The organism is Rubellimicrobium roseum (genome assembly GCF_006152145.1).
Taxonomy (GTDB): Bacteria; Pseudomonadota; Alphaproteobacteria; order Rhodobacterales; family Rhodobacteraceae; genus Rubellimicrobium; species Rubellimicrobium roseum.
In genome coordinates this window covers 1-23,216 of record NZ_VDFV01000001.1, presented here as the reverse complement: position 1 = coordinate 23,216, position 23,216 = coordinate 1, and the positions used below count along the sequence as shown (strand labels likewise).

Here is a 23,216-nt window from a genome sequence, read left to right as displayed (position 1 = left end):
CCCACCTTCAGAAGGAGTGACGGCATGGCCGACGCAACCATCTCGGGCGGGATGCCCGCGGGACGCGAGGCGCGGCCCGTCGCTTCGGGGCCGGTGCTGGCCGCGGACGGCACGCCGCTGAAGGCGAGCCTCGCGCGCAGCCTGCGGCGGCAGAAGGCGCGGGCGCTGCTGCTGATCGCGCCGCTGCTTCTTTTCATCCTTGCCACCTTCGTGCTGCCGATCGGGGACATGCTGTTCCGCTCGGTCGAGAACCGGATCGTGGGCGATACGCTGCCGCGCACGGTCGCGGCCCTGCGCGAGGACACGGCCCCCGTGCCGGGTGAGCCCGCCTTCGTCGCGCTCTACGAGGATCTGGTGGTCGCCGAGGAGTACAAGCGGCACACGCAGCTCGGCACGCGGCTCAACTACGAATGGGGCGGGGCCTCGTCGCTGTTCCGGGGCACGGGGCGGGCGGTCGCGCGCTTCGGCACCGACGTCTACACCGACCAGTTCCAGGACGCGGACCCGGCCTTCGAGGACGGGGCGCAGTGGGCCGCCTGGATGGCCGACGAGGCGGTGCGCGCCGCGCTGCCCGAGACGGCCGACGCCTACGACGCCTGGGCGCAGTTCACGACCGAGGTGGGCAACGACGACCCCGCCGAAGAGGAGCCCGGCGACATGGTCTATGCCGCGCTCCATCGCGACCTTTCGGCCGGCGCGCAGCCGCCGGGGCTGCCGGCGGTGGACGTGACGGGCTTCGAGACCGTGTCGATCAAGGAGCTCCTGATCGAGGAGGACGACGCCTGGGGCGAGCCGGAGATCTGGAACGTCCTTCGGCTCTATGCGCCCGCCTACACGCCGGGCTACTACCTGAACGCCGTGGACCTGCAGAAGGACCTCGACGGCGTCTCGGTCCGGCCGGAGAACGACCGCATCTACGTGACGCTGTTCGTCCGCACGATGATCATGTCGCTGGTCATCACCGGGACCTGCATCCTTTTGGGCTATCCCATCGCGTACCTGCTGGCGAGCCTGCCGATGCGGACGGCGAACCTGCTGATGATCCTCGTGCTGCTGCCGTTCTGGACCTCGCTCCTCGTGCGGACCTCGGCCTGGAAGGTGCTTCTTCAGCAGCAGGGGGTCATCAACGACATCCTCGTCTGGGCGGGGGTCGTGAGCGACGCGAACCGGCTCGTGATGATCAACAACCAGACCGGCACGATCATCGCGATGACTCACATCCTGCTGCCGTTCATGATCCTGCCGCTCTATTCGGTGATGAAGGGCATTCCGCCTTCGTTCGTGCGCGCGGCCAAGTCGCTGGGCGCGAACGACTGGACAGCCTTCTGGCGGGTCTACTTCCCGCAGTCGGTGCCGGGCATCGGGGCGGGCTCGATCCTCGTCTTCATCCTGTCCATCGGCTACTACATCACACCGGAACTCGTGGGCGGGACCAAGGGCGTCTTCATCTCGAACCGGATCGCCTACCACATCTCGACCTCGCTCAACTGGGGCCTCGCGGCGGCGCTGGGGACGATCCTGCTGGCGGTCGTGCTGCTGCTCTACTGGGTCTACGACCGGCTCGTGGGCATCGACAACGTGAAGCTGGGGGGCTGAACCAATGGCATTGCCGAGCTACGCCACGACGGGCCAGCGGGTCTGGCACTACACCTTCCGCACGATCTGCGGGCTGATCCTCTTCTACCTGATCGCGCCGATCCTGGTCATCATCCCGCTGTCGTTCAACGCCACGGACTTCTTCACCTTCACGCCGGAGATGCTGGCGCTCGACCCGGCGGGGTATTCGCTCAAGCACTACGACGACTTCTTCAACAACATCGACTGGCAGGGACCGCTCTGGAACTCGCTGAAGATCGCGCCCATGGCGACGCTCCTCGCGGTGGCGCTGGGGACGCTGGCGGCGGTGGGGCTGTCTCAGTCCCACGTGCCGTTCAAGGGGGCGATCATGGCGATCCTGATCTCGCCCATGATCGTGCCGCTCATCATCTCGGCGGCCGGCATGTACTTCTTCTACAGCCGGATCGGGCTGCAGGGGACCTATTGGGGCGTGGTGCTGGCGCATGCGGCGCTGGGCATCCCCTTCGTCATCATCACCGTGACGGCGACGCTGGTGGGCTTCGACAAGTCGCTGACGCGGGCCTCGGCCAGCTTGGGGGCGGGGCCGATCCGCACCTTCTTCAAGGTGCAGATGCCGCTGATCCTGCCGGGCGTGGTGTCGGGGGCGCTGTTCGCCTTCATCACCTCGTTCGACGAGGTGGTGGTAGTGATGTTCATGGGCGCGGCCGGGCAGAAGACCCTGCCGTGGCAGATGTTCATCGGCCTGCGCGAGCAGATCTCGCCCACGATCCTGGCCGCGGCGACCGTGCTGATCGCGGTGTCCGTCCTGCTGCTGGCCACGCTGGAGCTGCTGCGGCGGCGGAACGAGCGGATGCGGGGGCTGTCGGCGGCCTGAGGGCGCGAGATCGGAGCGTTTCCGCCGCGCTTGGGCGCGCGTGGCGGACGGCCTCCGGCGCTGCCCGCGGGACGCCACTCCGACGCGGGCAGGGGGCGCGTGTTCGACGCGCGGCGGCTGGGGGGTGGGATCCCCAGATGGTCCGGCGGCACGCGGGCCGGGTTCCTGCAAAGAGCGGGCCACGAAGATGTCGTCCGAGAGCGGGAGAGCAATGTCCCGCAGGCGGTCCCGTGGCGATGCGTGCGCGATCAGGGTGCGGGACAGAGGTTAACAGGTTCCTACAGCACCGAACGGTCCTCCCCCGCTTGACGCAACACCTTGGGCGCGCCGGGCCCTAGGCCAGCAGCGCGAGCCAGACGGCGGCGGTGAGGGTCGATAGCGCGGTGCCGAGAAGGACGCAGGAGGCGGCGACGCGCGTGGCGCGCCCGTACATGGAGGCGAAGAGATAGGCGTTGGCGCCGGGCGCCATGCAGGCCGTCACCACCACCGAACGGAAGGCGTCCGGGGGCAGTTGCATGGCCGTCCCGAGCCCCCAGGCGATGGCCGGGTGGAGGATCAGCGACAGCGCCAGGGTGAAGAGGATCGTGGGCAGGTCGCCCTCGATCCGGTAGCGGGCGATGACGCCGCCCAGGCCGAAGAGCGCGGAAGGCAGGGCCGCGCGCACCAGCATGTCGAGCCCTTCGTCCACCACGGTCGGGATCGGCAGGCCGGTGAGGTTGACGATCAGCCCCAGCGTGATCCCGACGATGAGGGAGTTGGAGAAGATGGCCTTGAGGACCTTGAGCGGCACCGTGCGGGGCGGCTGGCCCTTGGACTTGACGATCTCCATGGCCGTGATGCCCACCGCGTAGCAGAAGGGGGAGTGCACGGCGATGATGGCGAAGTTGGCCGCCGTCGAAGCCGGCCCGAAGGCCCGCTCGGTGATGGGGAGGCCCAGGAGGAGCGAGTTGGAGAAGAGCGCGATGAAGCCGATGGCGACCGCGTCCTCCCAGTCGCGCTTGAAAAGGTAGACCGCCGCCAACATCCCGATCACGAAGCAGGTGAACGAGCCGGTGTAGAAGGTCCCGACGAGCCGGAGGTCGAAGTTCGCGCCCAGGTCGAGGTTCGCGAGCGCCTGGAACAACAGGACGGGGACCGCGAAGCCCTGGGAGAAGCGCATCACGCCGTCGATGCCGGATTCGGTCATCAGGCCGCGCTTGGCCGCGAGGAAGCCGATCCCGATCACCACGAAGACCGGCAGGATGACGGACAGGAGGATGCTCACGGATCGAATGCGAGTTCGAGCCCGTCATGGGCGGGGATCACGCCCGGAGGCAGGTCGCGCGCGAGCGTCGCGTAGTCGAGGTCCACGTGCATGTTGGTCGTCACCGCCTGCCGGGGGCGGGCGCGCGCGATCCATTCGAGCGCCTGGTCGAGATGGGCGTGGGTCGGGTGCGGCTTGTAGCGCAGGGCGTCCACGATGAAGGTGTCGAGGCCCATGAGCGCGGGCCAGGCGGGCTCGGGGATCGCGGAGACGTCGGGGAGATAGGCCAGGGCGCCGACGCGGAAGCCCAGGGCGGGGATGCCCCCATGCTCCACGGTGAAGGGGGTGAAGGTGAGGGGGCCGCCCGCGCCGTCGATGGTGACGGGTCCCTCGATCCGGTGGAGGTCGCAGATCGGCGGGTAGCCCGAGCCGGGGGGCGTCTCGAAGGCGTAGCCGAAGCGGAGCAGGAGCGCCTGCGAGGTGGGCGCGTCGGCCCAGACGGGCAGGCGCGAGCGCAGGTTGAAGACCACCATCCGCAGGTCGTCGATGCCGTGGACATGGTCAGCGTGCGGGTGCGTGTAGAGCACGGCGTCGAGGAGGCCCACGCCCGCCGCGAGGAGCTGGTGGCGCAGGTCCGGCGAGGTGTCGATGAGGACGCGGGTGGTGCCCTGGGGGCCGGTGCGCGTGACGAGGGCCGAGCAGCGGGTGCGGGCGTTGCGCGGGTCGGCGGGGTCGCAGGCGCCCCAGTCGCCGCCCAGGCGCGGCACGCCCCCCGAGGAGCCGCAGCCCAGGATGCGGAAGGTGCCGCTCACGCCGCCCGGCCCTGGGCCGCCTTGGCGAAGAGGCGGTCGAAGTTCGCGGTGGTGGCGCGGGCGAAGTCCTCGGGGCTCTGGTCCCAGAGGTGGGCCACGGCGCGGGCGGTATGGGCGACGTAGCCGGGCTCGTTGCGCTGTCCGCGATGGGGCGGGGGGGCGAGGTAGGGGGAGTCCGTTTCCACCAGGATGCGGTCGAGGGGGGCGTGGCGGAGGATGTCACGCAGCTCGCCCGACTTGGGGAAGGCGGCGATGCCGGAGACGGACAGGTAGAAGCCGAGGTCGAGCGCGGCGCGGGCGAGGTTCTCGCCCGAGGAGAAGCAGTGCATGACGCAGCCGTAGGGCTTCTGGAGGTAGCCCTCGGAGAGGATGCGGGCCATGTCCTCGTCCGCGTCGCGGGCGTGGATGATGAGGGGGAGGCCGGTTTCCTGCGCGGCCTCGATGTGGACGCAGAGCGAGGTCTGCTGGATCGCGGCGCTGTCGGCCGAGTAGTGGTAGTCGAGCCCCGTCTCTCCGATGCCGACCATGAGCGGGTGGCGGGCGAGACCCACGAGCTGCTCGACGGTGGCGAGCGGCTCCTCGGCGGCGCTCATGGGATGGGTGCCCGCGGCGTAGAAGAGGCCGGGGTGGGATTCGGCGAGCGCGCGGACCTGCGGCTCGGTGCGCAGGCGGGTGCAGATGGTGACCATCCGCTCGACGCCCATGGCGCGGGCGCGGGCCAAGACCTCGGGCAGGTCGGCGGCGAGCTGCGGGAAGTCCAGGTGGCAGTGGCTGTCCACGAGGCCGGGAAGGGGGGCTGCGTCGGGCTTCAAGGGCCGCCTCTCAGGCTGCGGCGGCCGTGCGCGCCGTCTGTTCGATCTGGAGGAGCATATCGATGAGGAGCGCGGCAGGGTCAAGGTTGACCGCCTTGCCCTGACGCGCCCGCGCCGAGGCCAGCGCCTGCCGGTCGGCCCAGGCGCGGGCGGCGAGATCGTGGGGCGCGAGGCGCTGGAGGAGGGCGGCTTCGCCCGGCGCGGCCTCGGTCGGGGGGCCCTGGAGGCCCGTGCGGGCGAGGCGGGTGAGGAGGAGGTCGAGAAGGTCGAGGAGGAGGTCGAAGCGGCCCTCGGCGCGACCGGCGGCGGATTCGGCGAGGCGGATCGCGCGGGGGCGGTCGAGGCGGGGGAGAGTGTTCAGGAGCGCGACCAGCTCGGCATAGAGGTCGAGGCCGCCCGCGTGGGCGAGGCGGACGGCGTTGCCGACGGAGCCTGCGGCCAGTTCGGCCAGCGCCTCGGGGGAGTCGGTCGAAAGGCCGATGGCGTCCATGGCGTGGCCGAGGTCGCCGGCGCCGAGCGGGGACAGGCGAAGCGTCCGGCAGCGCGAGCGGATGGTGGGCAGGAGACGCGCGGGCTGGTGCGCGATCAGGAGGAGGGTGGCCTGCGCCGGGGGCTCCTCCAGGAGCTTCAGGATGGCATTGGCGGCGTTGGGGTTCATCTCGTCGGCGGCGTCGACGATGACGACGCGCCGGCCGCCATCGGCGGCGGACAGGCCGAAGAAGCCCCGGAGCTTGCGCGCCTCCTCCACGGTGATGACGGAGCGGAGGTTGCCCTTGTCGTCGGGGCCGCGCCGCAGGACGAAGAGCCGGGGATGGGCGCCCGCGCGCAGGAGCCGGGCGTCGGGGTGGTCGAGTGGCAGGCCCAGCGCGGAGGGCGCGGGATCGCCCGGGCGGTGGGCGAGCAGCGTGGCGGCCATGCGGTAGGCGAGCGTCGCCTTGCCCACGCCCTCGGGGCCCGACAGGAGCCAGCCGGAATGGACCTTGCCGGAGGCGAGCGCCGTCAGGATGTCGCGCTGGGCCGCGTCGTGGCCGACAAGGGCCGTCGCCTCGCGCGGGTGGGGGGCGCCGTCGCGGCGGTCGGGCTCGGGCAAGGGCTCGTCGACGGGGGCGCGGGCCATCAGGCGGGGGCCAGCCGGGACAGGGCGAGCGCGGCCACGTCGGCGGCGACCTCGGCCTCGGGGCGGTCGCCGTCGATGACGGCGATGCGGGCGGGTTGCGCGCGGGCGAGGGCGAGGAAGCCGTCGCGGATGCGCTCCTGGAAGGCGAGGCCGAAGGTCTCGAAGCGGTCCTCGGGCGGCGCGGCGGGCGCGAGCAGGGCGGCCTCCGGGGCCAGGCTGTCCTCGGCGGGCAAGCGCAGGACCTCCAGCACCTCCTGCAGGGCCACCTCGGCGGGCTCGGGCGGGGTGCCGAGGCGCCGCAGGCTGCGGGCCAGGGCGCGGGCCGGGTCCATGTCGATCACGAAGGTCAGGTCGGGCTCTACCCCGATCATCAGCGCGTGGAGCCGGTCCACCGTGGCGCGGAGGTCGCCGCGCGTGGTGCCCTGGTAGAGCCGCGTCGAGTCGGCGAAGCGGTCGGTGATGACCACCGCGCCGCGGTCGAGAGCGGGCCGGATCGTGCGCTCCAGATGGTCGCGGCGGGCGGCGGTGAAGAGGAGGATCTCGGTCTCGGCCGACCAGCGGCCGCGGTCGCCGGTGAGCACCAGGCGGCGGATCTCCTCGGCGCCGGGGCTGCCGCCGGGCTCGCGCGTGAGGACGACCTCGCGGCCCTGCGCGCGCAGGCGCTCGGCCAGGAGCCGCGCCTGCGTGGACTTGCCGCTGCCGTCGATGCCCTCGAAGCTGACGAAGAGGCCGGAAGGCTCAGCCGCCATCCGGCAGGCCCTCGCTCTCCTCGGCCGGGGCGGGCGCGGGCTCCTCGGCGGCTGGCTCTTCCGCCGGGGCCTCGGGGGCCGGTTCCTCGGCGGGCTCGGCCACGGGCGTTTCGACGGCGGGCGCGCCGGCCAGGATGGGGATCGCCCCCGCATTGAGGCCCGCCTTGCCCAGGAGCACCCCCAGCGCCGTCTGCACGCGCGGCATGAAGCCGCCCGTGGGCACGGCCGCCTCGGCCACCAGCGGCAGGCGCATCTCGGGCAGGCCCTCGCGCGTCAGCACCAGCTCGGCGACCTCCTGGCCCGCCTCGATCGGGGCGGGGAGCGGGCCCTGGTAGGAGACCGAGGCTTCCACGCCGTCGCTGCCGGTGATGGGGATGAGGATGGACAGGTCCTCGGGCAGCACGAGGCCCACGGAGGGCTGCGCGCCCATCCAGACCTCGGCCTCGGCGATGCGGTTTCCGGCCTCGCCCACGTCGCGCAGGGCGAACTGCCGGAAGGCCCAGTTGACGATGCGCTCGGATTCGGTGCGCCGGGCCTCCTCGGAGGGAAGGCCCGTGACCACGAAGATCACCCGCCGGTCGTCCTGCACCGCCGAGCCCACGAGGCCGTAGCCCGCCTCTTGCGTGTGGCCGGTCTTGAGCCCGTCCGCGCCGGGAACGAGGCCCAGGATCGGGTTGCGGTTGCGCGTGTTGGCGGGCGCGCGGCCATCGTAGTCGAATTCCTGCTCGGCGAAGATCGTGTAAAGGTCGGGGAAGTCCTCGATCAGGTGCTCGGCCAGGATGCCCAGGTCGCGGGCGGACATGACGTGCCCCTCGGCCGGCCAGCCGTTCGAGTTCTCGAAGTGGGAATGCAGCATCCCCAGCTCCTCGGCCTTGCGGTTCATCAGCTCGGCGAAGCCCGCCTCGGTGCCGTCGGGGCTCAGGGCCTCGGCCAGGACGACGGTCGCGTCGTTGCCCGACAGGATGATGACGCCGCGCAGCAGCTCCTCGACGGTGGGGCGGTCGAGCGTGTTGAGGAACATGGTCGAGCCGCCGTAGCTCATGGCGTGCTCGGAGACGGGCAGGGTCTGGTCGAGCGTGAGCTGGCCCTTCCCGATGGCGTCGAAGGCCATGTAGATGGTCATGAGCTTCGACATCGAGGCCGGAGGGATCTCGGCGTCGGCGTTCTTTTCGAGGAGCACCGTGCCCGTGGTCTCGTCGTAGACCCAGGCGGCGCGGGCGGCGGTCTGGAACTCCTGCGCCACTGCGGGAAGCGCGGAGGCGAGGAGCAGGGCCAGGGCAGGGACGAGACGGGTCATCGGCGGGACCTCCGGGGTCAGCTTCGGACGAGGTAGGCGTCGGCGAAGCCTTCGGCCGCCGCGCGTTCGAGGAGTTCGGTCTGGCCGGACTCGGTGGTGGCCGGGCCGAGGAGGAGGCGCCAGACCTCCTGTCCGGGAACCTGCACGAGGCGCGCGGGCAGGCCCTTGGCCTGGAGACCGTTCGCGGTGTCCTGGGCGAAGGGCTCGACGTTGTACGAGCCGAGCTGGACGTAGGGGAAGTTCAGGGACGAGGCCGGATCGGCCCCCTGCGCGGCCGTGGCCGGGCCCTCCGGCGCGGCCGCGTCGAGCGGGGCGGTGGCAACGGCGGCGGGGGTGGCGCCGGCGGCCTCGGTCTCGGCTGCCGCCGATGCGGCCGGGGTGGCGGCTGGGGCCTCGGTGCGCCGCAGTGCTGTCACCTCCAGTTGCGCGGGGGCGCCCGCCAGCATCCCCAGGGCCTCGGCGGTGTCGGAGGAAACCTGGAGCGCGGGGCCGGGCAGGTCGCGCTCGCGCCGGAAGAGGGCGCCGATGGCGGAGCGTCCGTTGCCCGTGTTGACGATGCGGACGCGCTCGGGGTCGGTCACGTCGGGATGGGCGACCCAGAGGCCGCCCAGGGAGGGGCGCCCGTCCCAGAGACCGGGCTCGGAGACCTGGAAGACCTCGGGCGCGGCGACGTCGGTGGGGTCGAGGTCGGCGGAGGCGGGTGCGGCGTCGGTCTGGGGGGCGGACGCCCCGCCCAGGCCCAGCCCGCCCGAGCATCCCCCGAGCGTCAGCGCGAGCGCGAGCGCGAGACCCGCGCGCCCTCCTGCCGCCCCGGGCCATCCTGCCGGTTCCTGCGTCCTCATCCCGTTTCCGTCCCCTGCCTGCCGGAGCCGTTGGCCGGCCCGCGGTCGTCGTGTCCCGTGTCGTGCCCGCCCCATGAAGCGGTCCGGCGGGCGGCAGGATAGCCGCCGCGCCCGCCCTTGGAAAGGCGAGGCCGCCCCGGACGGAGACGATCCCGCCATCGTGAAGGCGCTTTTCTTCGCGACGCCGGGATCGTATCAGGGCCCGACGGAGGAGTGGCAGAGCGGTCGATTGCTGCGGTCTTGAAAACCGCCGGGGGTGCAAGCCCCCCGTGGGTTCGAATCCCACCTCCTCCGCCAAATAAATTAGTTAACCTACTGAAATTTGTGAGATATCCGCTGATAGATCGGATTTCGCCCCACATTCCAACCCACTTCTCTTCGCGGGTGCTTGTACGGCTTCGTAGCCTCGCCGCGCTGTCTGCTTCGGCACTTTGAATCGCTAGAGTGACCTCCAATCGTCTACGTCTGGCCCCAAGGCGCCCAGTGGCGCCGCGTCCAGCTGCCTAGATCTGAAGCGAACCTGGTCCAAGGGAGCCGCTTCCAGGATGTTGGCTAACGATGACAAGGCGGGGATACTCCGTGCAGAGATCGCCCAGGTGACCGATGATGCATGGGCCTACATGGCCAACGAGATCGAACGGGTGATCGACGAGGAAGTGAATCGCCTTGCAAGCAAGGACGACTAATTTGCCTAGAAGGCCACGCGGAGGGAAGCGGTCGGACTGGCCGTCCACGTGGCCAGTATCACTACGGGCGAGATCGAGAATCCGCCAGTAGCCGACGAGGACAGCAAGTACCCCGCCGCCAGGGCGCTCGGTCGCAAGGGCGAGCGGCGCGCGCGGCCAAGCTGTTGCAGGAGGCGCGGGCGGAGATCGCCAGGAAGGTGGCGGCACAGCGATGGAGCGGCAAGTAGAGCCAACCAACCGCGAAGTCCCCCGTTTTGAATTGCATGATCCACAACTTCAAAAAAACTGTTTGACGTCGACAGTTCTGCTGCTTAGCACATGCTAAGTAGGAGGCTGAACGCATGAGCGCTGCAGACATCGTGATCGGCAAGTTTGGTGGGCCTGCGGCCCTTGCGAAGTTGATCGGCAAGGGGCCGAGCACAATTTCGTACTGGCGTAAGGCGGGGGTGATCCCCGCCAAGTGGCAGCCAGTTCTTTTGAAGCTGGCCGAGGAAATGTCTATCTCGCTTAGCCCATCCGACTTTGTGGGTACCCCTGCAGAAGACTTGAGCCCCACAGAAGCCGCTCAGCCCAGCCTACCCAAGGCAACGCATTGGGGCGACCTTCCCATCGGGTCCGCCGTTCTGCCGGCCTATGTGCTGCAGGACGGGCAGCGTGTCTTCAGTCTCAAGGGCATCATGGTGGGCCTGATTGGGACGGAGGGTGGCCCACTCGCGGAGTACCTTAAGGTCCGTGCGCTTCGTGACTTCCTACCAGACGATTTGAAGCCGGCAGAAGATGGCTCGATCCCCGCTCTGATCCGGTTCGACACTGGCAGGGAAGCGGGGGAGGACGACGGTGGGAAAGATAGCCGCTTCAAGTATGCACTTGGCTTCCCTGTTGAGCGGTTCATGGACCTTTGTTCAGCGTACTCTGACGCCCTGATGCATCACTTAAATGCCGACTCCGACTTTACGCTCACCAAGCGGCAACTTGAGATTGCCCAGAAAGCAGTCGCTTTCCAGCGTGCTTGCGGCAAGGTCGGCATTATCGCGATGGTAGATGAGGTGACGGGGTATCAGTACGAACGAGCCGAAGATGCCCTACGCCTCAAGCTCAACTTGTTTCTCGTGGAGGAGATGAGGAAGTGGGAACGAACGTTCCCGGACCAGCTTTGGGTTGAGTTTGGACGACTTACCAAATGGAAAGGCCCCGTTCACTCTCGGCCGAAGTACTGGGGCAAGCTCGTCATGGAGCTTATCTATGGCTACCTTGACCCCGATGTAGCTAAGTGGCTCAAGGAGCATGCTCCCAAGCCGCTACACGGTCAGAACTATCATCAGTGGTTGACAAGCCAGTACGGCCTTAAGCGCCTCGTGGAGCATATCTGGATGGTAATTGGGATGGCGGCCGCTTGCGAAGACATGGCTGAGCTTCGCAGCCGGATGGCCGAACGATACGGGCGGCATCCCGTACAGTTGACGCTATATCTACCACCCCCTCAGGGCTCCTCGACAAAAGGACCTGCTAGGTTCAAATCTTAGAAACGGGCGGCCTGATCCAAGTAAGCGTCCGGTCTCGCCGCTCTGACGGGCGGAGGTGGCGGGAGATAGTGCCCGCTTGTGAATGATGGGCACTATCGAGTCTCGGGTGGCGCAGGGACGGAAGCGGCGGATCTGGTCGGACGAGGAGAAGCGGGCAATCTGCGCGCAGACGCGGGTGCCCGACGTGTCGGTGAGCCAAGTTCAATTCGACCTACGCCGCGACTCAACGGCGATAATTTGAAGCTCCAAACTGCGGAGGACAGCCTCAGCTTCGATGCAGAAGACATCGAGCCCAAGCAGCTGCTTCTGTCGACTGACACGGCGCAACAGGGCAATTACGCCCTTCAGGCGACCTTGCGCTTGCTTCAGAAGCCCGAGATCACCAGACTTGGCCAACTGATAAAGCGGCGCAGCGATGACCTGAGAGGCATCCTTGCTGAGGTCAACTCCGTCCCTAGCGGCTTCTGCGAGCAGATCAAAAAACCCACTGAAGTCGGCACGGCAGGTCTGGAACAGGCTTGAGGTGGCTCGCTGCAGCCACTCGACTGTTTTACTTCGATCAAGCCCCTCGCCGTCGTCAATGGAGTGCATCGCACGAACATAAGCGATAACGGCCTGACCGAGAATGCGTACACGACTTTCCGGGCTTTCACCCAAGGAGCCTTTCGCTATTGAGCTGAGGCAGTCCCCTAATTTTGAGTAGAATTCCGACTTGTGTCTGTTGCTGAACTTGGCGCCTGAGATCACCAGTTGGCACACGTCCGCAGCTTCTCGGAAGCGATAGCCTGTGTTTCGTTCTGCGTGATACCATGCTCTCATCATAAAGATATCAGAGTGCCCGAAGTTCATCGCTTTTTGGAATAAGTCTCTTGCTGCAGTATAGTCTGGGATGGTTGCCTGCACATAAGCACGACCAAGGGCGGCCATAAAGCGGGGATTAACTTGGAGCGGGTCGGCGGAGCCGATGCCACGCGCAATCACAACGACGTCATCATACCTTCTAGATTTAACTAGCTCCTCCATCTTAATGATGGTCACTGCTTCCGCCGGGGTCGATTTAGCAGTGCTAGTGCGATACTGCTCCACGGCGCGCTTTACGGCTCCATAGTAGGCCAGCCCTTGTGACGCGGTTCTGATGAAAGGTATCGCTGACTGGGACAGCTCATACAATGTGCCCACACCTTCAACATTCCTAACTTTCAAGAAAACACTAACGGTGTCGGTGATGGCTTCTCGCGTCTGCTCTGGCGTAGCAGAGACTACCGTTGATAGTGCGTCGAAGTCCAAGGATCCACCGTACTCGACAAGTGCGGCAAGAACCTGTCGGCTCTTACCGCCAGATTTAAGCTTGTCGTACTCCCGTTGGTAGAGATACTTTCGTGCAGCCTCGCCGCCTCGATCTTTGAAGTCCCTAAGCGCCTGAGCATAGTTGCTCGAGCTCTTTCTTAGTCCAATGATTGTTTCGACTAAGAGCGGAAGGGCACTCGACTCTTTGATGATTTCTTTTTCGTATTCTGCTTCCGGCGGAGGCACTTGGAACATGGCGCAGCAAGCATCTACAAATTGAGGGAACTCTTTGTCAAGCTCCAGACCGGGAACGGATATCGAGGCATTTCTGGCGAACGATGCGTCATTTCTGAGTGTATAGAGGATCTTGGTTATCTTCTTGGACTTCGATGACAGGTAAAATAGCTCTTCCTCTCCGGTGTCAATTCCAGCTCGGCTGAGCGTGTCGATGTCGTCGATAACTATGAAGCCGTTGAAGCTATCGAAAGTCTCTTCGAGCGCATCCAATTTTTCTTCCGTGGTCATTCCGTTGACTGCGCTTGTTGTATGCAAGCCGGAGTGGACGAGGATCTGGGTAAAAAGTTCCTCAGCTGAAGAGAACTGTCTGAGTACGAAGGGCTGTTCGGTGGCGGTAGTTACGTTAAACTCGGTCTCCTTGGCTGAAACGTAGACGATGTAGTCGAGAGTTCCGCCATTTGTCAGGACGAGATCCTCGGCGGTCACAGCCAAGATTGCTGCAAACTCATGGGCCAGAGTACTCTTGCCAGATCCGCCAGCGCCCGACAGGTACTGTCGGGGATTCTTACCGAACGTGAACCATTCCCAAAGCTTCAGTGATAGATCAGATCTGCTTATGAACTGCTGCATCGTTGCCGGGGACGGGGGCATCGAGACGTGAATAGCGACTGGCCCGGTCGGCGTAGGATCCTCAAAGGCTGTTCGGCTTGAGAATAGGAGTGGGAGGTGACGTTCGTCAGCTCGGATTGCTTGATGTCGATCTCGTAAGAAGATGCTTCCTTTTTTCAGGGATGCAACATCCCTTAAGAGGCGGGCTGGGCTTTTCTTTGTGCGCTTGGGAATGAGGAGAACAACAATCTTCCGGCCTTCCTCTGGAGGTCCGACGGGGTAATCATTCCGAAGCAGCTCCTCCGAAACTCCAAAGAAGTCGGTGAGCAGTGCGTTGAATTTTTCAATATCGAGCGACTCTTTAACTCCGACCGCTTTGAGGTCGGAGTCTCTCACGCCGAAAATGATCAGTCCGCCATAGGTATTGTGAAAGGCTACAATGAGCTTCAATAGTCCATAGACGTAGTTGGGATCATTGTAGGGAAGATGCTCCTTGTAGTCGAGAACTGATGTCTCTTGTGTGGTAAAGCGATGTTCTTCGTAGTCGTAGCAGTCTGCAAATAGTTCGTCGAATGAGACAGGAAGTTCTTTGGCGTGAATAGCTCGAAGGACGCCTGATAATTGTTCTTTCATCACTGCACCGTTTTCGTACGACTGCGTTTGCGGATCCGATTTTTCACGGAGCTAATCGGATGGTGGGTTTCTAGTGGTAGGGCGGACGATCAACGCGTCTCGGTTAGGTCTCTGATCCTCTGGAGCCGCTGGTTGATGTTCGAGCAACTGGGTGATTGTACTTCGTTGTTTGTTCTTGAAAGGTAGGTGTGAGCTGAGGGCAACTTTTGTGTCGCGGAGGTATAAGAAGGCTACGCGCGTGTTGCTTAAAGGTTACCCCGGCGGTCGTGGGTGCGGGTTCCCTAGTGCCTTCCATCAATAGGGTGCGGCGTGCCTCCGAGCACGCGACTTTAATTTGGATCCGATCCGCGAGTACCTGACAGGCCCGCGGCATCTTGAGGCCGCATCGAAGGCCGGACAGATGTCAGCACCCGGCACCGTCATGCCGGTCCAAGATCCCTCTTGCGCTCCGGTCGGTTTCTATTCGCGTCCGCTCCGTCACGCGGTTCTCGTCTGGCCTGCCCTGATGATCGCCCCGGGGTCACGGTTCTCTTCGCGGTCGGCTCTGTGCCGCCGCATCATGTGGTCCAAAGCGCGAGATGTGGCTCATGTCTACACCGGGCTTGCGTCGGCCGAACGCGGCCCACACCCCAGACGCGCAGTGATCTGCACCCTCGCCCGGCAGGGCAGCTGATCACGTCCGGCCAGGAGGGGCAGACGTATCCGAGAGTAGGTGGCTCAAGTCATGGCCGCTCCGACTGCCGGTTCCGGCGCCGACCAGCGGAACGGCTCCCCGAGCGCCAGATCGCATGCAGCAGATCCGACAGCTTGCGCGCGAGGGCCACGCGAGCCTTGGCCGGCCCGGAGCGCCGTGCCACGGCAAGCGCCCAGCTTTTTAAAGCGGGGTCGGGCTTAACCCGACAGAGAAGGATCACCGCCGCCTCGGAGAGCAGCGTCCGGACCAGCGCGTCGCCGCATCGCGAGATGCGGCTTATTAGAGTGGCCGGCCGGCTAGCCAGGATCAATTGCTGAAGCAAGGGCTAAACCTTCTGCTCCGACCAGTAGAACCCGATCCAAACGACCGTTCCGCGCTTCGCAACTCGTCTCTGGCACCAGAAGACAGGCATGACACGCTGCCCCATGCAAGTTGCGGTCGTCACGTGGGTCGTCAGGCTCGTGCTCGAAGCAGACGGGGTCGTTCGAGCATGTAGCAAGGCGCTCAAGCGCGCGGTCAAGAAGCCGAGGGATGTGCTCCGCCATGCCGCACAGGCCGCCAAGGGTTCCCTGTCCGCCGGAGGTGGCCGTGTAAATGAGGATGCCATGCCGTGGAATCGCGCCAGTCTTGCTGGCGTAGATTCGCTCCTTGAGGGAGGAGAGCGGATAGCCAGCCTCAAGCGACAACTCAATCATCAGCGCATGGCTGAGGCCATGGATGGCCCAGTAGGCGGTTCCCAAGTGTTCCGGTTCACGACCACGTCGCTCTGCGTCACGCCGCTCGCCGGCCTTGAGATGCTTGGCACGGTCCCGGGTCACCTCACGACCGCTCCAAGACTGGATTGCGGCGGAGTCGAGACGAATGAAGATCCCTTCGCCGAACTGCTCGACGGTCGGAAACCACGTAGGCTCGCGCTCGAGGGGAGCCCCTTTGGTGGCGAGGGTAATCTCGTCGAGTTCGCTCTCAGTCGCAGAAGGGGCGGCGTCGAGCCGGGTGAACCCGTACAGGCAAGCGACTTCGCGCAGCCGATCCACTCTGACAACCATAGCGAGAAGGGGGGCGATCCGTTTCGGCATAGCCGAAGGATCAAGCGTCAGTCTGCGGCCGAGCAGCCGGGAGTCGGCACCTTCCCGACCGATTATATCGACGTTCGCGGAGAACCGGTCGAACTCCTCTATTCGGGGGTCGGGCGAGCGCTTGGGACTTGTTCCATGGCCCGCGATAGCCGCCAGGATGTCAGCATCGGAGAAGGGCTTCAGGGCTGACGCCGTCGCCGGCAAGGCCCGTAGGATGTCGAGCAGGTTTGGCAGCCCTCGCATCGCTGCGATCGTCGACCAGTGGTCGCTCACCGCCTGCGCGGCGGCGTCGCTCTCTATCGGCATCGAGATTACCGAGACGGTCTGCGGGAAATAGGCGTTCGTTGCAGACCGCGCGAGGAGTCGAAGCTCTTGGTCGCATGCATCTTCGGCTTGGTGGCGCGGCGTCAGCCAGGGGCTGAAAGCATCACAGGTGCCGAGCCGCCCCTGGACATGCAGGTTCGCCAGGGACACGGACTTGGTGCAGGCGCAGCGTACGGTGACATCTGTCGGGTCTGAGCTCGCGCCGCGCTCGGCCCAGTAGAGCGGGCGCGAGCAGGGATCGGCGCCATGCACGACGCGGCGCCAGTTGATGTCCTTGAGATGCCCTTCGGGACAGGCGGCAACAAATCGGACGGGACTCACGCGGACCTTGCGCTTGTCGGCTTGGTACCGGAGGGAGCCGTCGCTCTGGAGGACGAGGTTGCGGAACTCGACCATCCGGCGGCGAGTCTCACCAGAAGGCCCGGCCGCCGCGTCGTCCTCGGCCTCCTCGAGCACGAACCACTCAGGGAAAATCCTCACCTCGACGCCAGGACGGAACCCATTTTGACGGTCGGGATCGTGGAGCGGCGGCGTGCGCAGTACAGGCACGGATCCGGGTGCTAGGCGCGAGGCGTTGAGACCAGCGAGAAGGCGGGTGAGGCGGAACTCCTCGATGATGTGTGAGGTCTCCTCGCCTCCCATCCGCCAGTCCTGCAGCCCTGCAACGATCACGGGGATGTCGGGCAGGTCCATCATGGCGCCCGGCCCATAGGTGTAGAGAAACTGGCTGAAGCCTTGGGTGACGTCGTTCGTCATGGGGTCGCCTTGAATGCGCTGCCGTCCGGGCGACGAGGCAGGAGAAGGGCGGAGGGCTCGGTCTCGCGCATGGACCGGCCCGCGGCGAACCAGGCGCGGCGCGGGTCAGGGTCGGTTGCGAGAGGCTTCAGCGGCTCCTGGAGGAGGCGTTGCGGCGGGGCATGGGAGCCGAAGCGGAAGTCGTCGCCGGACCGGGTCTGCACTGCGGCGATCTCGCCCCAAGCCGCGATTAGAGCGTCCAGCCGGTCCAGCACCGCAGTCCGCTCCGCCTCGGTCAACTCCGACAGGCCAAGCTTCGCCTCGAGGGCGCCTCGCACCGCCTCCAGAGCGTGCGGGTGTGTCTCCAGCGTTCCGGCGGCATCGTCATGTGTGAACCCCGCCTCGACGTGCCGCGCACCGGCTACGAGCGTTGCGGCCAAGGCGCGGTCCAGGGCGCGGGAGGCGAAAGGCGTCACGCTCGTCGCCTCGACGGCGCGGTAGAAGCTCATGTGGAACGCGCGGAACTGCTCATGGTGGGTGCGGTCGCGGGGCTTGTGGAGGTTGAGAAGCGTGACCACGAGTCCCGGCTTGCCTCGCTGACGGCCGACACGCGAACACGAGCCCGAGACGGGCTTGCACCTCGAGGTTGGGGTCCTTGACCACGACGTCGCCGGGCCCGCGCACGAGGCCGACCGGCAGGGTGAGCGCAAGCTCCCCACGGGCGGCCTTGGCCAGCAGCCCGGCCGTGAGACGGCTGCGGATCGTGTGGAGTTCGAGCTCGGAGATCGTGCCCTTGAGCCCGAGCAGCAACCGTCCGTTCGGCGAGCCGGGATCATAGACGCCGTCACGGTCGGCGATCAGGCAGCCCCGGAGTGCGCAGATGTCCAGGAGCGGGTACCAGTCCGAGCAGTTGCGGGCCAGGCGGGTGACGTCGATCGACAGGACGAGACCGACCTCGCCCAAGCCCACGCGCGCGGCCAGCTCCTTGAAGCCATTGCGCCCCGTCGTGGAGGCGCCGCTCAGCCCGAGATCGGCGTCGATGACGTCGACGTAGGAAGAACGCCAGCCGAGTTCACGCGCGCGTTCGACGAGCGCGTATTGCAGCCGCAGGCTCTCCTGATGGCTGACCACCTGGGCGGGCGTGGACTGCCGAATGTAGACGACCGCCCGGCGCGCCAGATGCGTGGGCATGACCAGTTCGGACTTCATGAGGCGCCTCCGCCAGGACCGCGGCGACGTCCTCGACGATGCGCCGGCGCAGCGCCGGTGGCAGCGTCGCCCAGAGATCTTCGGGATCGATTGACATGAGCGTCGAGAGCCTCCGCCAGCGAGACAAGGTCCCGCAGGCCCTCAACGCTCAGCTTAACCTCGGTCGCCCGCGCCGGGTGCGGCTCGCACGCCGCCACCGGGATCAGCAGGGTGCCGCCAGCCTCGTGTTCGACCTCGAAAGAGGGCGCGACGTTGCCGGCCCGGACTGCCAGCCGTCGCAGGACCCGGAAGCGACGTCCGAAGAGCGGATGGCGAGGGTCGCAGACCGTGATCTCCGCCAAACAGGGATCATCAGCCTCACCAGAGGGGACATTCCTGTAGGCCTTCGCAGAGGAGCATTGGTGGGCGTGTCCTCGGTCCCCATGAGGGGTTGGGAGGACAACCCGCAGGGCACCATCGGCGCCACGCTCTGGGTTCTGGGTCCCCATGACGGGCTAGGAAAAGGAGTTGACCGGCGGCGAGCCCATCCAAGCGCGCGCGTCCTCGGTCCCCATGAGGGATCAGGAGGTGCGCGAGCGCGACATCCGCACTCGGTCGTGATCATCGTGGTTCTCGATCCCCCCCGGAGGGGTTAGGAGGCGACTATCGTGGGCACCACTGTCGAGATCGCGCCATCGTTCTTGGATCCCATGAGGAGTTAGGAGTTGTTCGCGTGGGCGGCCATGCCGCACTCACCGGCCGGTCCTCGGTCCCGGAAAGGGGTTAGCAGAAGGAAGACCCACTTTACTGGGCGGGGTTCTTCACGAGTTCTTCGTCCCATGAGAGGTTAGGAGACGCGCGACGACGTCACTCTGCCGGGCTTAATCCGCACCCTTGGTCCCCATGAGAGGTTGGGAGACCCGTCAGGCGATCATCAACGACGACCTTAGCATGGTCCTCGGTCCCTAGGGGTTAGGAACACAGCGGCGGCTCCTTATGCACGCGGCAAGGCGGCGGTCCTCGGTCCCCATGAGGGGTTTAGTAGAGATGTTCCGAGTTGCCGATGTAGCAGCGCACGTCGTCGTGTAACGCCCGCCACTTTGCCCAACGTCGCCGCTGCGCCTCGGCAATGCGAGCACGCCCGTCGGCCGTCCCCGGCCCCGTACTCTTGCCGCCGTGGAACTTGCAGCGTGTGCGGCCGGGCTCAGGCTTGTTGCGGCAGGACAGGCCTTTGCGGGTCCGAGCGCCACAGAGAGCCGGCTGCTGGGTGCTGCCCGGCGCTGAGGATACTGACACAGATACAAACGAGGGGCGCGTTTCAAGAGCTGCGGCCTGCGCTGTGGGGATGATGTCGCCAGGAGTAACACCCCACCCCCGCGCGCGCGCGTTTGGTGTCGAAGAACCCCGCACGCCGAGCACCTCGCAAAACCGTCGCGGGGCCACCTCGCTCGTATCCACGATGGCCTTGCACTCCCAGTACCGAACTGTGTCGCGGGTGAAGCCAGTCTGTTGGGCAAGCTGCTGCTGGGTCAGGCCGACCGCTCTGCGGCGTGTGCGTAGCTCATCTCCAGTCATCGGAACGGCTCCTCGGGTATGTCACTTAGTTCAGGTGCGCCGGTTCTGTTATCCGAGAGGCGTGTGAACCCCGCCGAGCCGCTTCAGCTCATACGCTAGCCCTCGACGGTGCTTAGCCTACTTCGGAACTCGCGGGCGCCCTCCTTCGTGGTTGGCATTCAGCACGTGGCGAACTCTCACGTGCTGCGCCGCTCAGGCTGGAGGGGTAAGGGCATCCACCACTTGGGGTCGTTGGTGATCATACAGCTGTAGCGCGCCCACGGGTCCTCGGGTTTGTCACTTTCGAAGAATAGGCACTCGGCCGCAGGATCCACAAACACTCCCTGCCAGCAACCGTAAGGGTGAGGCTCACCGCTCCATTCGCCTATCATGATAGGGCCCTCGCCATTGCTGAGCAGTACGGGTTGGCCATTACGCGGGGCCGTTTCGATGGGTAGCCAAATATTCATAACTTGAGATCCCTTAAGATGTTTCTGAGTAATACCCCATAGACATATCGCATGCTACGGATGCCCAAGCGGATGAGTTCAAGACTTTGTGCCTGCGCCAGTTATAGGTCCATCCTCAACGCTGGCAGAGCGTGCCGTGCACGGTGAGTCGCGTGCTAGTATGAGCGCCTGTGGCGCCGCTTGTGCCAACAGGGATGTTCCCGCAGGTTTCAGTGCTGGAGAAATGTGTTGTGAGCAACATGTCGGCAGGTTCGCGTGGCATTTCAGCGCTTGGTCGGATCGGACAAGTTCGGCAACCAGACAGGGTCCTCACCCCTTGGCACAGTATGTGCATTAATAGGCGACGGATCTGTACTGGTCTCATCAGGCCTGTTCAGTGCATCGCGGGCCATTGATATCGTGGCCAAGGGATATGGTAGACTAAGGATGTCATCAGAGTGGTGACGTGAGCATTCGCCAAAGCGCCCGAAACGTCACTGCTTCAGCGACAGCCTGTCTACATTTCGGTGACGCCCTTCGGGCTTTCGTCACCATTTCAGAGACAGTGCTGTCATCGTTCTGATGACAGGGTATTGCACTCGAGAGGTATCCAGTCTGTTGTTTTCAGTGCCTGGGGCGGTTGTCATCAGGCGCTGGGCCCGCCTTGGTCGAAGCGCTCTTCGGGTTCTACGATGAGCCTCTCCGCCTCCTAGGGACCCGAAGGTGGGCGGGCGCGCCGGGCTCTGGTAGCCTCGTTCCAGCCAGCCTGGCCTCGGAGACGCTCCATGGACCTGAAGATCCGCCCCGCCATGCCCGACGACGCCCCCTTCATGGCGCCACTTGTCAACGAGGCCGATGGCGGGCTGCCCTTGCAGATCTGGACGAGCCTGGCCCGACCGGGCGAGGACCCCTGGGAGGTGGGCATCCGGCGCATCCAGAACGACGACACGCCCGTGTCCTGGAGCATGGGATGGATCGCGGAGCTGGAGAACCGGCCCGTCGGCCTCGTGATCGTTCACCAGCTCTCGGAAACTCCAGAGGAGCTCCGGGCCACGATCATGTCGCCCCTCTGGGCCCCCATCGTCGAGCTGGAGCTCCTGGCCATCGACACCGCCTATATCGAAGCGGTTTCGGTCATCCCCGAGATGCGGGGCCAGGGCATTGGAGCACGGCTCCTGGCCTTCGCCGAACGCTTCCGAGGCCCCGAAGGCACCAGCGTGATCATGGCGAACCAGGACACGCCGGCCCTCATCCACCTGCAGCGGAACGGCTACCGAGAGATTGCCCGCCGCCCTATGGTCAAGGACGGCTGGGAGACCCCGGGCACCCACTGGGTCCTGCTCCGGAAGCCCTTCGCCGAGTGATGGGTTTTCACCGTAGGAGGGTAGGCTCGGCCAACCCGTCCTGGAGTCCCTCATGAGCCGCGCCCTTTCGCTCCGATCCTGGCCTGCCTCAACGACGCCGACACTTTCCGCAGCTTCAACTTCAGCTTCCGCGACTTGCGCGAGGGCGACTTCGGCCCAGAAGGCGCAGCGCCGCCCGGTCTGGGGACGGCGCAGAGGCCATCCAGCTCTGCTATCAGGCCGCCTCCCACGCGCTCGCTGCTGTGGAGGCTGATGCGGGCCTCGTGGCGCGCACGAAGGGACGCACGCTTCTGTCGCACTGGCAGTCGCTGGAGGCCCAGGGGCATGCGCCCCGGACGGTGCGCGCGATGCGCTCGATCCTGAGCAAGATCGACGAGATCGCCAACCGCACCCATCCCCATACGCCCCGCGCGCCCGCGTTCCAGCTTGGCGACGTGGCGGGCATCTCGGCCCTCACCTCGCGTGTCGTCGAGTTCTTCCGCGCCCCCCTCTAGGTGGAGCCTGCGGCGCGGGAGGCCGAGGTCGAGGCCTAGCACATGTGGTGATCGCGGACGTCCGGCCTCTGGAGGGAGTGCGGCCCTACGACCAGAAGCGCCGGCGGCGGCGCCTGCAGGACGAGCGGCAACTCCAGCTCCGCCACGGTCTCAGCCGTGACGGGCATCAGCCGCATCTCAGTCGCCTCCGGCCCCTGGCCTAACTGGAAGGTGAGGTCGGCCGGGCGCGTCATGCGCCGAAGCGCCTCCTCAAGGCGAACAGTGATGCCAAGCTCAGCGCCCTAGTGATCGGGGACATTTGGGCGTGGCCCCGGCGGGCCTTGCGCGGAGGCCCGCCTGTCTTCCGGCCAGTCAGCCCAGGCTACACGAACACGAAGTCCGCAGCGTCGATCAGGGCGGTCCCGGTGTCCTTCAGCAGGATGGAAGCGTCCGCGAAGCGGATGAGCGTGTCTTCCCCTTTGGCGCGGATCGTCAGGTCCGACAGGTCATCGGCCCCCGACCCGATCTCGAAGAGATCCAAGCCATTCTTAAAATCGATCACGATGTCCCGGCCGCCCTTCGCTCCGAACACAAACACATCGGCCTCGTGGCCGCCGGTCAGACTGTCATGGCCGGCGCCTCCCATGAGGCGGTCCTGCCCTTCGCTTCCGACAAGGACGTCATGGCCCGATCCGCCGTCCAGGAGGTTGCCGGAGCCTCCGATCGCCGTGAGAGTATCGCAACCCTCGCCGCCGCGAAGCTCGCTGGCGCCCCCGCTGCCCGCCGCAATGGTGGACACCAGCCGGTCGTCGCCTGCACCGCCGTCGAGACTATTGCGGGCCAAGCCCACGACGTAGCCGTCCTCTTCGTTGTAGCCGTAATGGTTGGCATCCGTGAAGGCGGTGAGGATGTCCTGGCCAACGCCGCCCGACAGGTGGTTGGTCGCGGTGGCCTGCATGCCATCCTGGGGATAGCCGGCGCCGAGACGGATGGTCGAGGTCAGGACGTCGTTCCCTGTGCCTCCGTCCAGCCGGTGATCGGCACTGGCCAGATACTCCGC

The 23,216-nt window shown here is 65.9% G+C and carries 19 protein-coding genes and 1 tRNA gene; 6 read left to right on the top strand and 14 right to left on the bottom strand.

The window, feature by feature from the left end; translation table 11 throughout:
- The first annotated feature begins 24 nt into the window (after positions 1-24).
- Both FHG71_RS00100 and FHG71_RS00095 read left to right on the top strand, forming a co-directional pair.
- The gene (locus FHG71_RS00100) at positions 25-1,596 is read left to right on the top strand and encodes an ABC transporter permease (RefSeq protein WP_425467308.1); all 1,572 of its coding nucleotides are present in this window, start codon (positions 25-27) and stop codon (positions 1,594-1,596) included.
- Between the two features lie 4 nt (positions 1,597-1,600).
- Complete coding sequence (locus FHG71_RS00095) at positions 1,601-2,452, top strand: ABC transporter permease (protein ID WP_139079579.1); 852 nt, start codon at positions 1,601-1,603, stop codon at positions 2,450-2,452.
- Between the two features lie 334 nt (positions 2,453-2,786).
- On the opposite strand, the gene FHG71_RS00090 is transcribed toward FHG71_RS00095, so the two are convergent.
- The 7 genes from FHG71_RS00090 to FHG71_RS00060 are packed head-to-tail and all read right to left on the bottom strand — an operon-like array spanning position 2,787 to position 9,324.
- Positions 2,787-3,716 (bottom strand): AEC family transporter, encoded by a 930-nt coding sequence (locus FHG71_RS00090; RefSeq protein ID WP_139079578.1) that lies wholly within the window; start codon positions 3,714-3,716, stop codon positions 2,787-2,789.
- Complete coding sequence (locus FHG71_RS00085; RefSeq protein ID WP_139079577.1) at positions 3,713-4,507, bottom strand: MBL fold metallo-hydrolase; 795 nt, start codon at positions 4,505-4,507, stop codon at positions 3,713-3,715. The genes FHG71_RS00090 and FHG71_RS00085 overlap by 4 nt, the downstream gene beginning before the upstream one ends.
- Entirely contained in the window at positions 4,504-5,319 is an 816-nt protein-coding gene (locus FHG71_RS00080; RefSeq protein WP_139079576.1) for a TatD family hydrolase, read from the bottom strand. Before FHG71_RS00080 ends, FHG71_RS00085 begins: the two co-directional genes overlap by 4 nt.
- Before the next feature lie 10 nt (positions 5,320-5,329).
- Positions 5,330-6,436 carry a DNA polymerase III subunit delta' gene (locus tag FHG71_RS00075; protein WP_139079575.1) on the bottom strand — a complete coding sequence of 369 codons (1,107 nt, stop codon included), beginning with the start codon at positions 6,434-6,436 and terminating at the stop codon, positions 5,330-5,332.
- Positions 6,436-7,185 carry a dTMP kinase gene (gene tmk / locus FHG71_RS00070; RefSeq protein ID WP_139079574.1) on the bottom strand — a complete coding sequence of 250 codons (750 nt, stop codon included), beginning with the start codon at positions 7,183-7,185 and terminating at the stop codon, positions 6,436-6,438. Before tmk ends, FHG71_RS00075 begins: the two co-directional genes overlap by 1 nt.
- Positions 7,175-8,482: a D-alanyl-D-alanine carboxypeptidase family protein gene (locus FHG71_RS00065; protein ID WP_139079573.1), complete on the bottom strand. Its 1,308-nt coding sequence runs from the start codon at positions 8,480-8,482 to the stop codon at positions 7,175-7,177. Before FHG71_RS00065 ends, tmk begins: the two co-directional genes overlap by 11 nt.
- 17 nt (positions 8,483-8,499) lie before the next feature.
- Complete coding sequence (locus FHG71_RS00060) at positions 8,500-9,324, bottom strand: SPOR domain-containing protein (protein WP_246045275.1); 825 nt, start codon at positions 9,322-9,324, stop codon at positions 8,500-8,502.
- Positions 9,325-9,531: 207 nt separating this feature from the next.
- Between FHG71_RS00060 and FHG71_RS00055 the strand changes: the two genes are divergently transcribed.
- Positions 9,532-9,621, top strand: a tRNA-Ser gene (locus FHG71_RS00055).
- Positions 9,622-10,351: 730 nt separating this feature from the next.
- Complete coding sequence (locus FHG71_RS00050; RefSeq protein ID WP_218013998.1) at positions 10,352-11,533, top strand: P63C domain-containing protein; 1,182 nt, start codon at positions 10,352-10,354, stop codon at positions 11,531-11,533.
- Positions 11,534-11,734: 201 nt separating this feature from the next.
- On the opposite strand, the gene FHG71_RS00045 is transcribed toward FHG71_RS00050, so the two are convergent.
- From FHG71_RS00045 to FHG71_RS24680, 5 genes are all read right to left on the bottom strand, one after another.
- Positions 11,735-14,299 (bottom strand): RNA-binding domain-containing protein, encoded by a 2,565-nt coding sequence (locus FHG71_RS00045; protein ID WP_139079571.1) that lies wholly within the window; start codon positions 14,297-14,299, stop codon positions 11,735-11,737.
- Between the two features lie 990 nt (positions 14,300-15,289).
- A complete protein-coding gene (gene drmB / locus FHG71_RS00040) occupies positions 15,290-17,149 on the bottom strand; it encodes a DUF1998 domain-containing protein (RefSeq protein ID WP_139079570.1) in 1,860 nt (619 codons plus the stop codon).
- Positions 17,146-17,706 carry a hypothetical protein gene (locus FHG71_RS00035; protein WP_176559216.1) on the bottom strand — a complete coding sequence of 187 codons (561 nt, stop codon included), beginning with the start codon at positions 17,704-17,706 and terminating at the stop codon, positions 17,146-17,148. Before FHG71_RS00035 ends, drmB begins: the two co-directional genes overlap by 4 nt.
- Positions 17,657-18,337 carry a recombinase family protein gene (locus FHG71_RS00030; protein ID WP_218013997.1) on the bottom strand — a complete coding sequence of 227 codons (681 nt, stop codon included), beginning with the start codon at positions 18,335-18,337 and terminating at the stop codon, positions 17,657-17,659. Before FHG71_RS00030 ends, FHG71_RS00035 begins: the two co-directional genes overlap by 50 nt.
- Positions 18,338-19,354: 1,017 nt before the next feature.
- Positions 19,355-19,891, bottom strand: a complete 537-nt coding sequence (locus FHG71_RS24680; protein ID WP_139079568.1) for an HGGxSTG domain-containing protein — start codon at positions 19,889-19,891, stop codon at positions 19,355-19,357.
- Positions 19,892-21,104: 1,213 nt separating this feature from the next.
- Between FHG71_RS24680 and FHG71_RS00020 the strand changes: the two genes are divergently transcribed.
- Together FHG71_RS00020 and FHG71_RS00015 are read left to right on the top strand one after the other, a co-directional pair.
- Positions 21,105-21,683, top strand: a complete 579-nt coding sequence (locus FHG71_RS00020) for a GNAT family N-acetyltransferase (RefSeq protein ID WP_139079567.1) — start codon at positions 21,105-21,107, stop codon at positions 21,681-21,683.
- A gap of 263 nt (positions 21,684-21,946) precedes the next feature.
- Positions 21,947-22,177 carry a hypothetical protein gene (locus FHG71_RS00015; RefSeq protein WP_139079566.1) on the top strand — a complete coding sequence of 77 codons (231 nt, stop codon included), beginning with the start codon at positions 21,947-21,949 and terminating at the stop codon, positions 22,175-22,177.
- 35 nt (positions 22,178-22,212) lie between these two features.
- On the opposite strand, the gene FHG71_RS00010 is transcribed toward FHG71_RS00015, so the two are convergent.
- Both FHG71_RS00010 and FHG71_RS00005 read right to left on the bottom strand, forming a co-directional pair.
- The gene (locus tag FHG71_RS00010) at positions 22,213-22,410 is read right to left on the bottom strand and encodes a hypothetical protein (RefSeq protein ID WP_139079565.1); all 198 of its coding nucleotides are present in this window, start codon (positions 22,408-22,410) and stop codon (positions 22,213-22,215) included.
- A gap of 128 nt (positions 22,411-22,538) precedes the next feature.
- The coding region (locus FHG71_RS00005) for a calcium-binding protein (RefSeq protein ID WP_425467307.1) at positions 22,539-23,216 on the bottom strand (678 nt) is incomplete at its 5' end.

Bases quoted from the DNA above. Each gene is read 5' to 3' on its own strand.
- tmk (WP_139079574.1), bottom strand. From the start codon at position 7,185: ATGGCGGCTGAGCCTTCCGGCCTCTTCGTCAGCTTCGAGGGCATCGAC.
- FHG71_RS24680 (WP_139079568.1), bottom strand. From the start codon at position 19,891: ATGACTGGAGATGAGCTACGCACACGCCGCAGAGCGGTCGGCCTGACC.
- FHG71_RS00095 (WP_139079579.1), top strand. From the start codon at position 1,601: ATGGCATTGCCGAGCTACGCCACGACGGGCCAGCGGGTCTGGCACTAC.
- FHG71_RS00050 (WP_218013998.1), top strand. From the start codon at position 10,352: ATGAGCGCTGCAGACATCGTGATCGGCAAGTTTGGTGGGCCTGCGGCC.
- FHG71_RS00065 (WP_139079573.1), bottom strand. From the start codon at position 8,482: ATGACCCGTCTCGTCCCTGCCCTGGCCCTGCTCCTCGCCTCCGCGCTT.
- drmB (WP_139079570.1), bottom strand. From the start codon at position 17,149: ATGACGAACGACGTCACCCAAGGCTTCAGCCAGTTTCTCTACACCTAT.
- FHG71_RS00020 (WP_139079567.1), top strand. From the start codon at position 21,105: ATGGACCTGAAGATCCGCCCCGCCATGCCCGACGACGCCCCCTTCATG.
- FHG71_RS00045 (WP_139079571.1), bottom strand. From the start codon at position 14,299: ATGAAAGAACAATTATCAGGCGTCCTTCGAGCTATTCACGCCAAAGAA.
- FHG71_RS00060 (WP_246045275.1), bottom strand. From the start codon at position 9,324: ATGAGGACGCAGGAACCGGCAGGATGGCCCGGGGCGGCAGGAGGGCGC.
- FHG71_RS00030 (WP_218013997.1), bottom strand. From the start codon at position 18,337: ATGAAGTCCGAACTGGTCATGCCCACGCATCTGGCGCGCCGGGCGGTC.
- FHG71_RS00075 (WP_139079575.1), bottom strand. From the start codon at position 6,436: ATGGCCCGCGCCCCCGTCGACGAGCCCTTGCCCGAGCCCGACCGCCGC.
- FHG71_RS00010 (WP_139079565.1), bottom strand. From the start codon at position 22,410: ATGACGCGCCCGGCCGACCTCACCTTCCAGTTAGGCCAGGGGCCGGAG.
- FHG71_RS00100 (WP_425467308.1), top strand. From the start codon at position 25: ATGGCCGACGCAACCATCTCGGGCGGGATGCCCGCGGGACGCGAGGCG.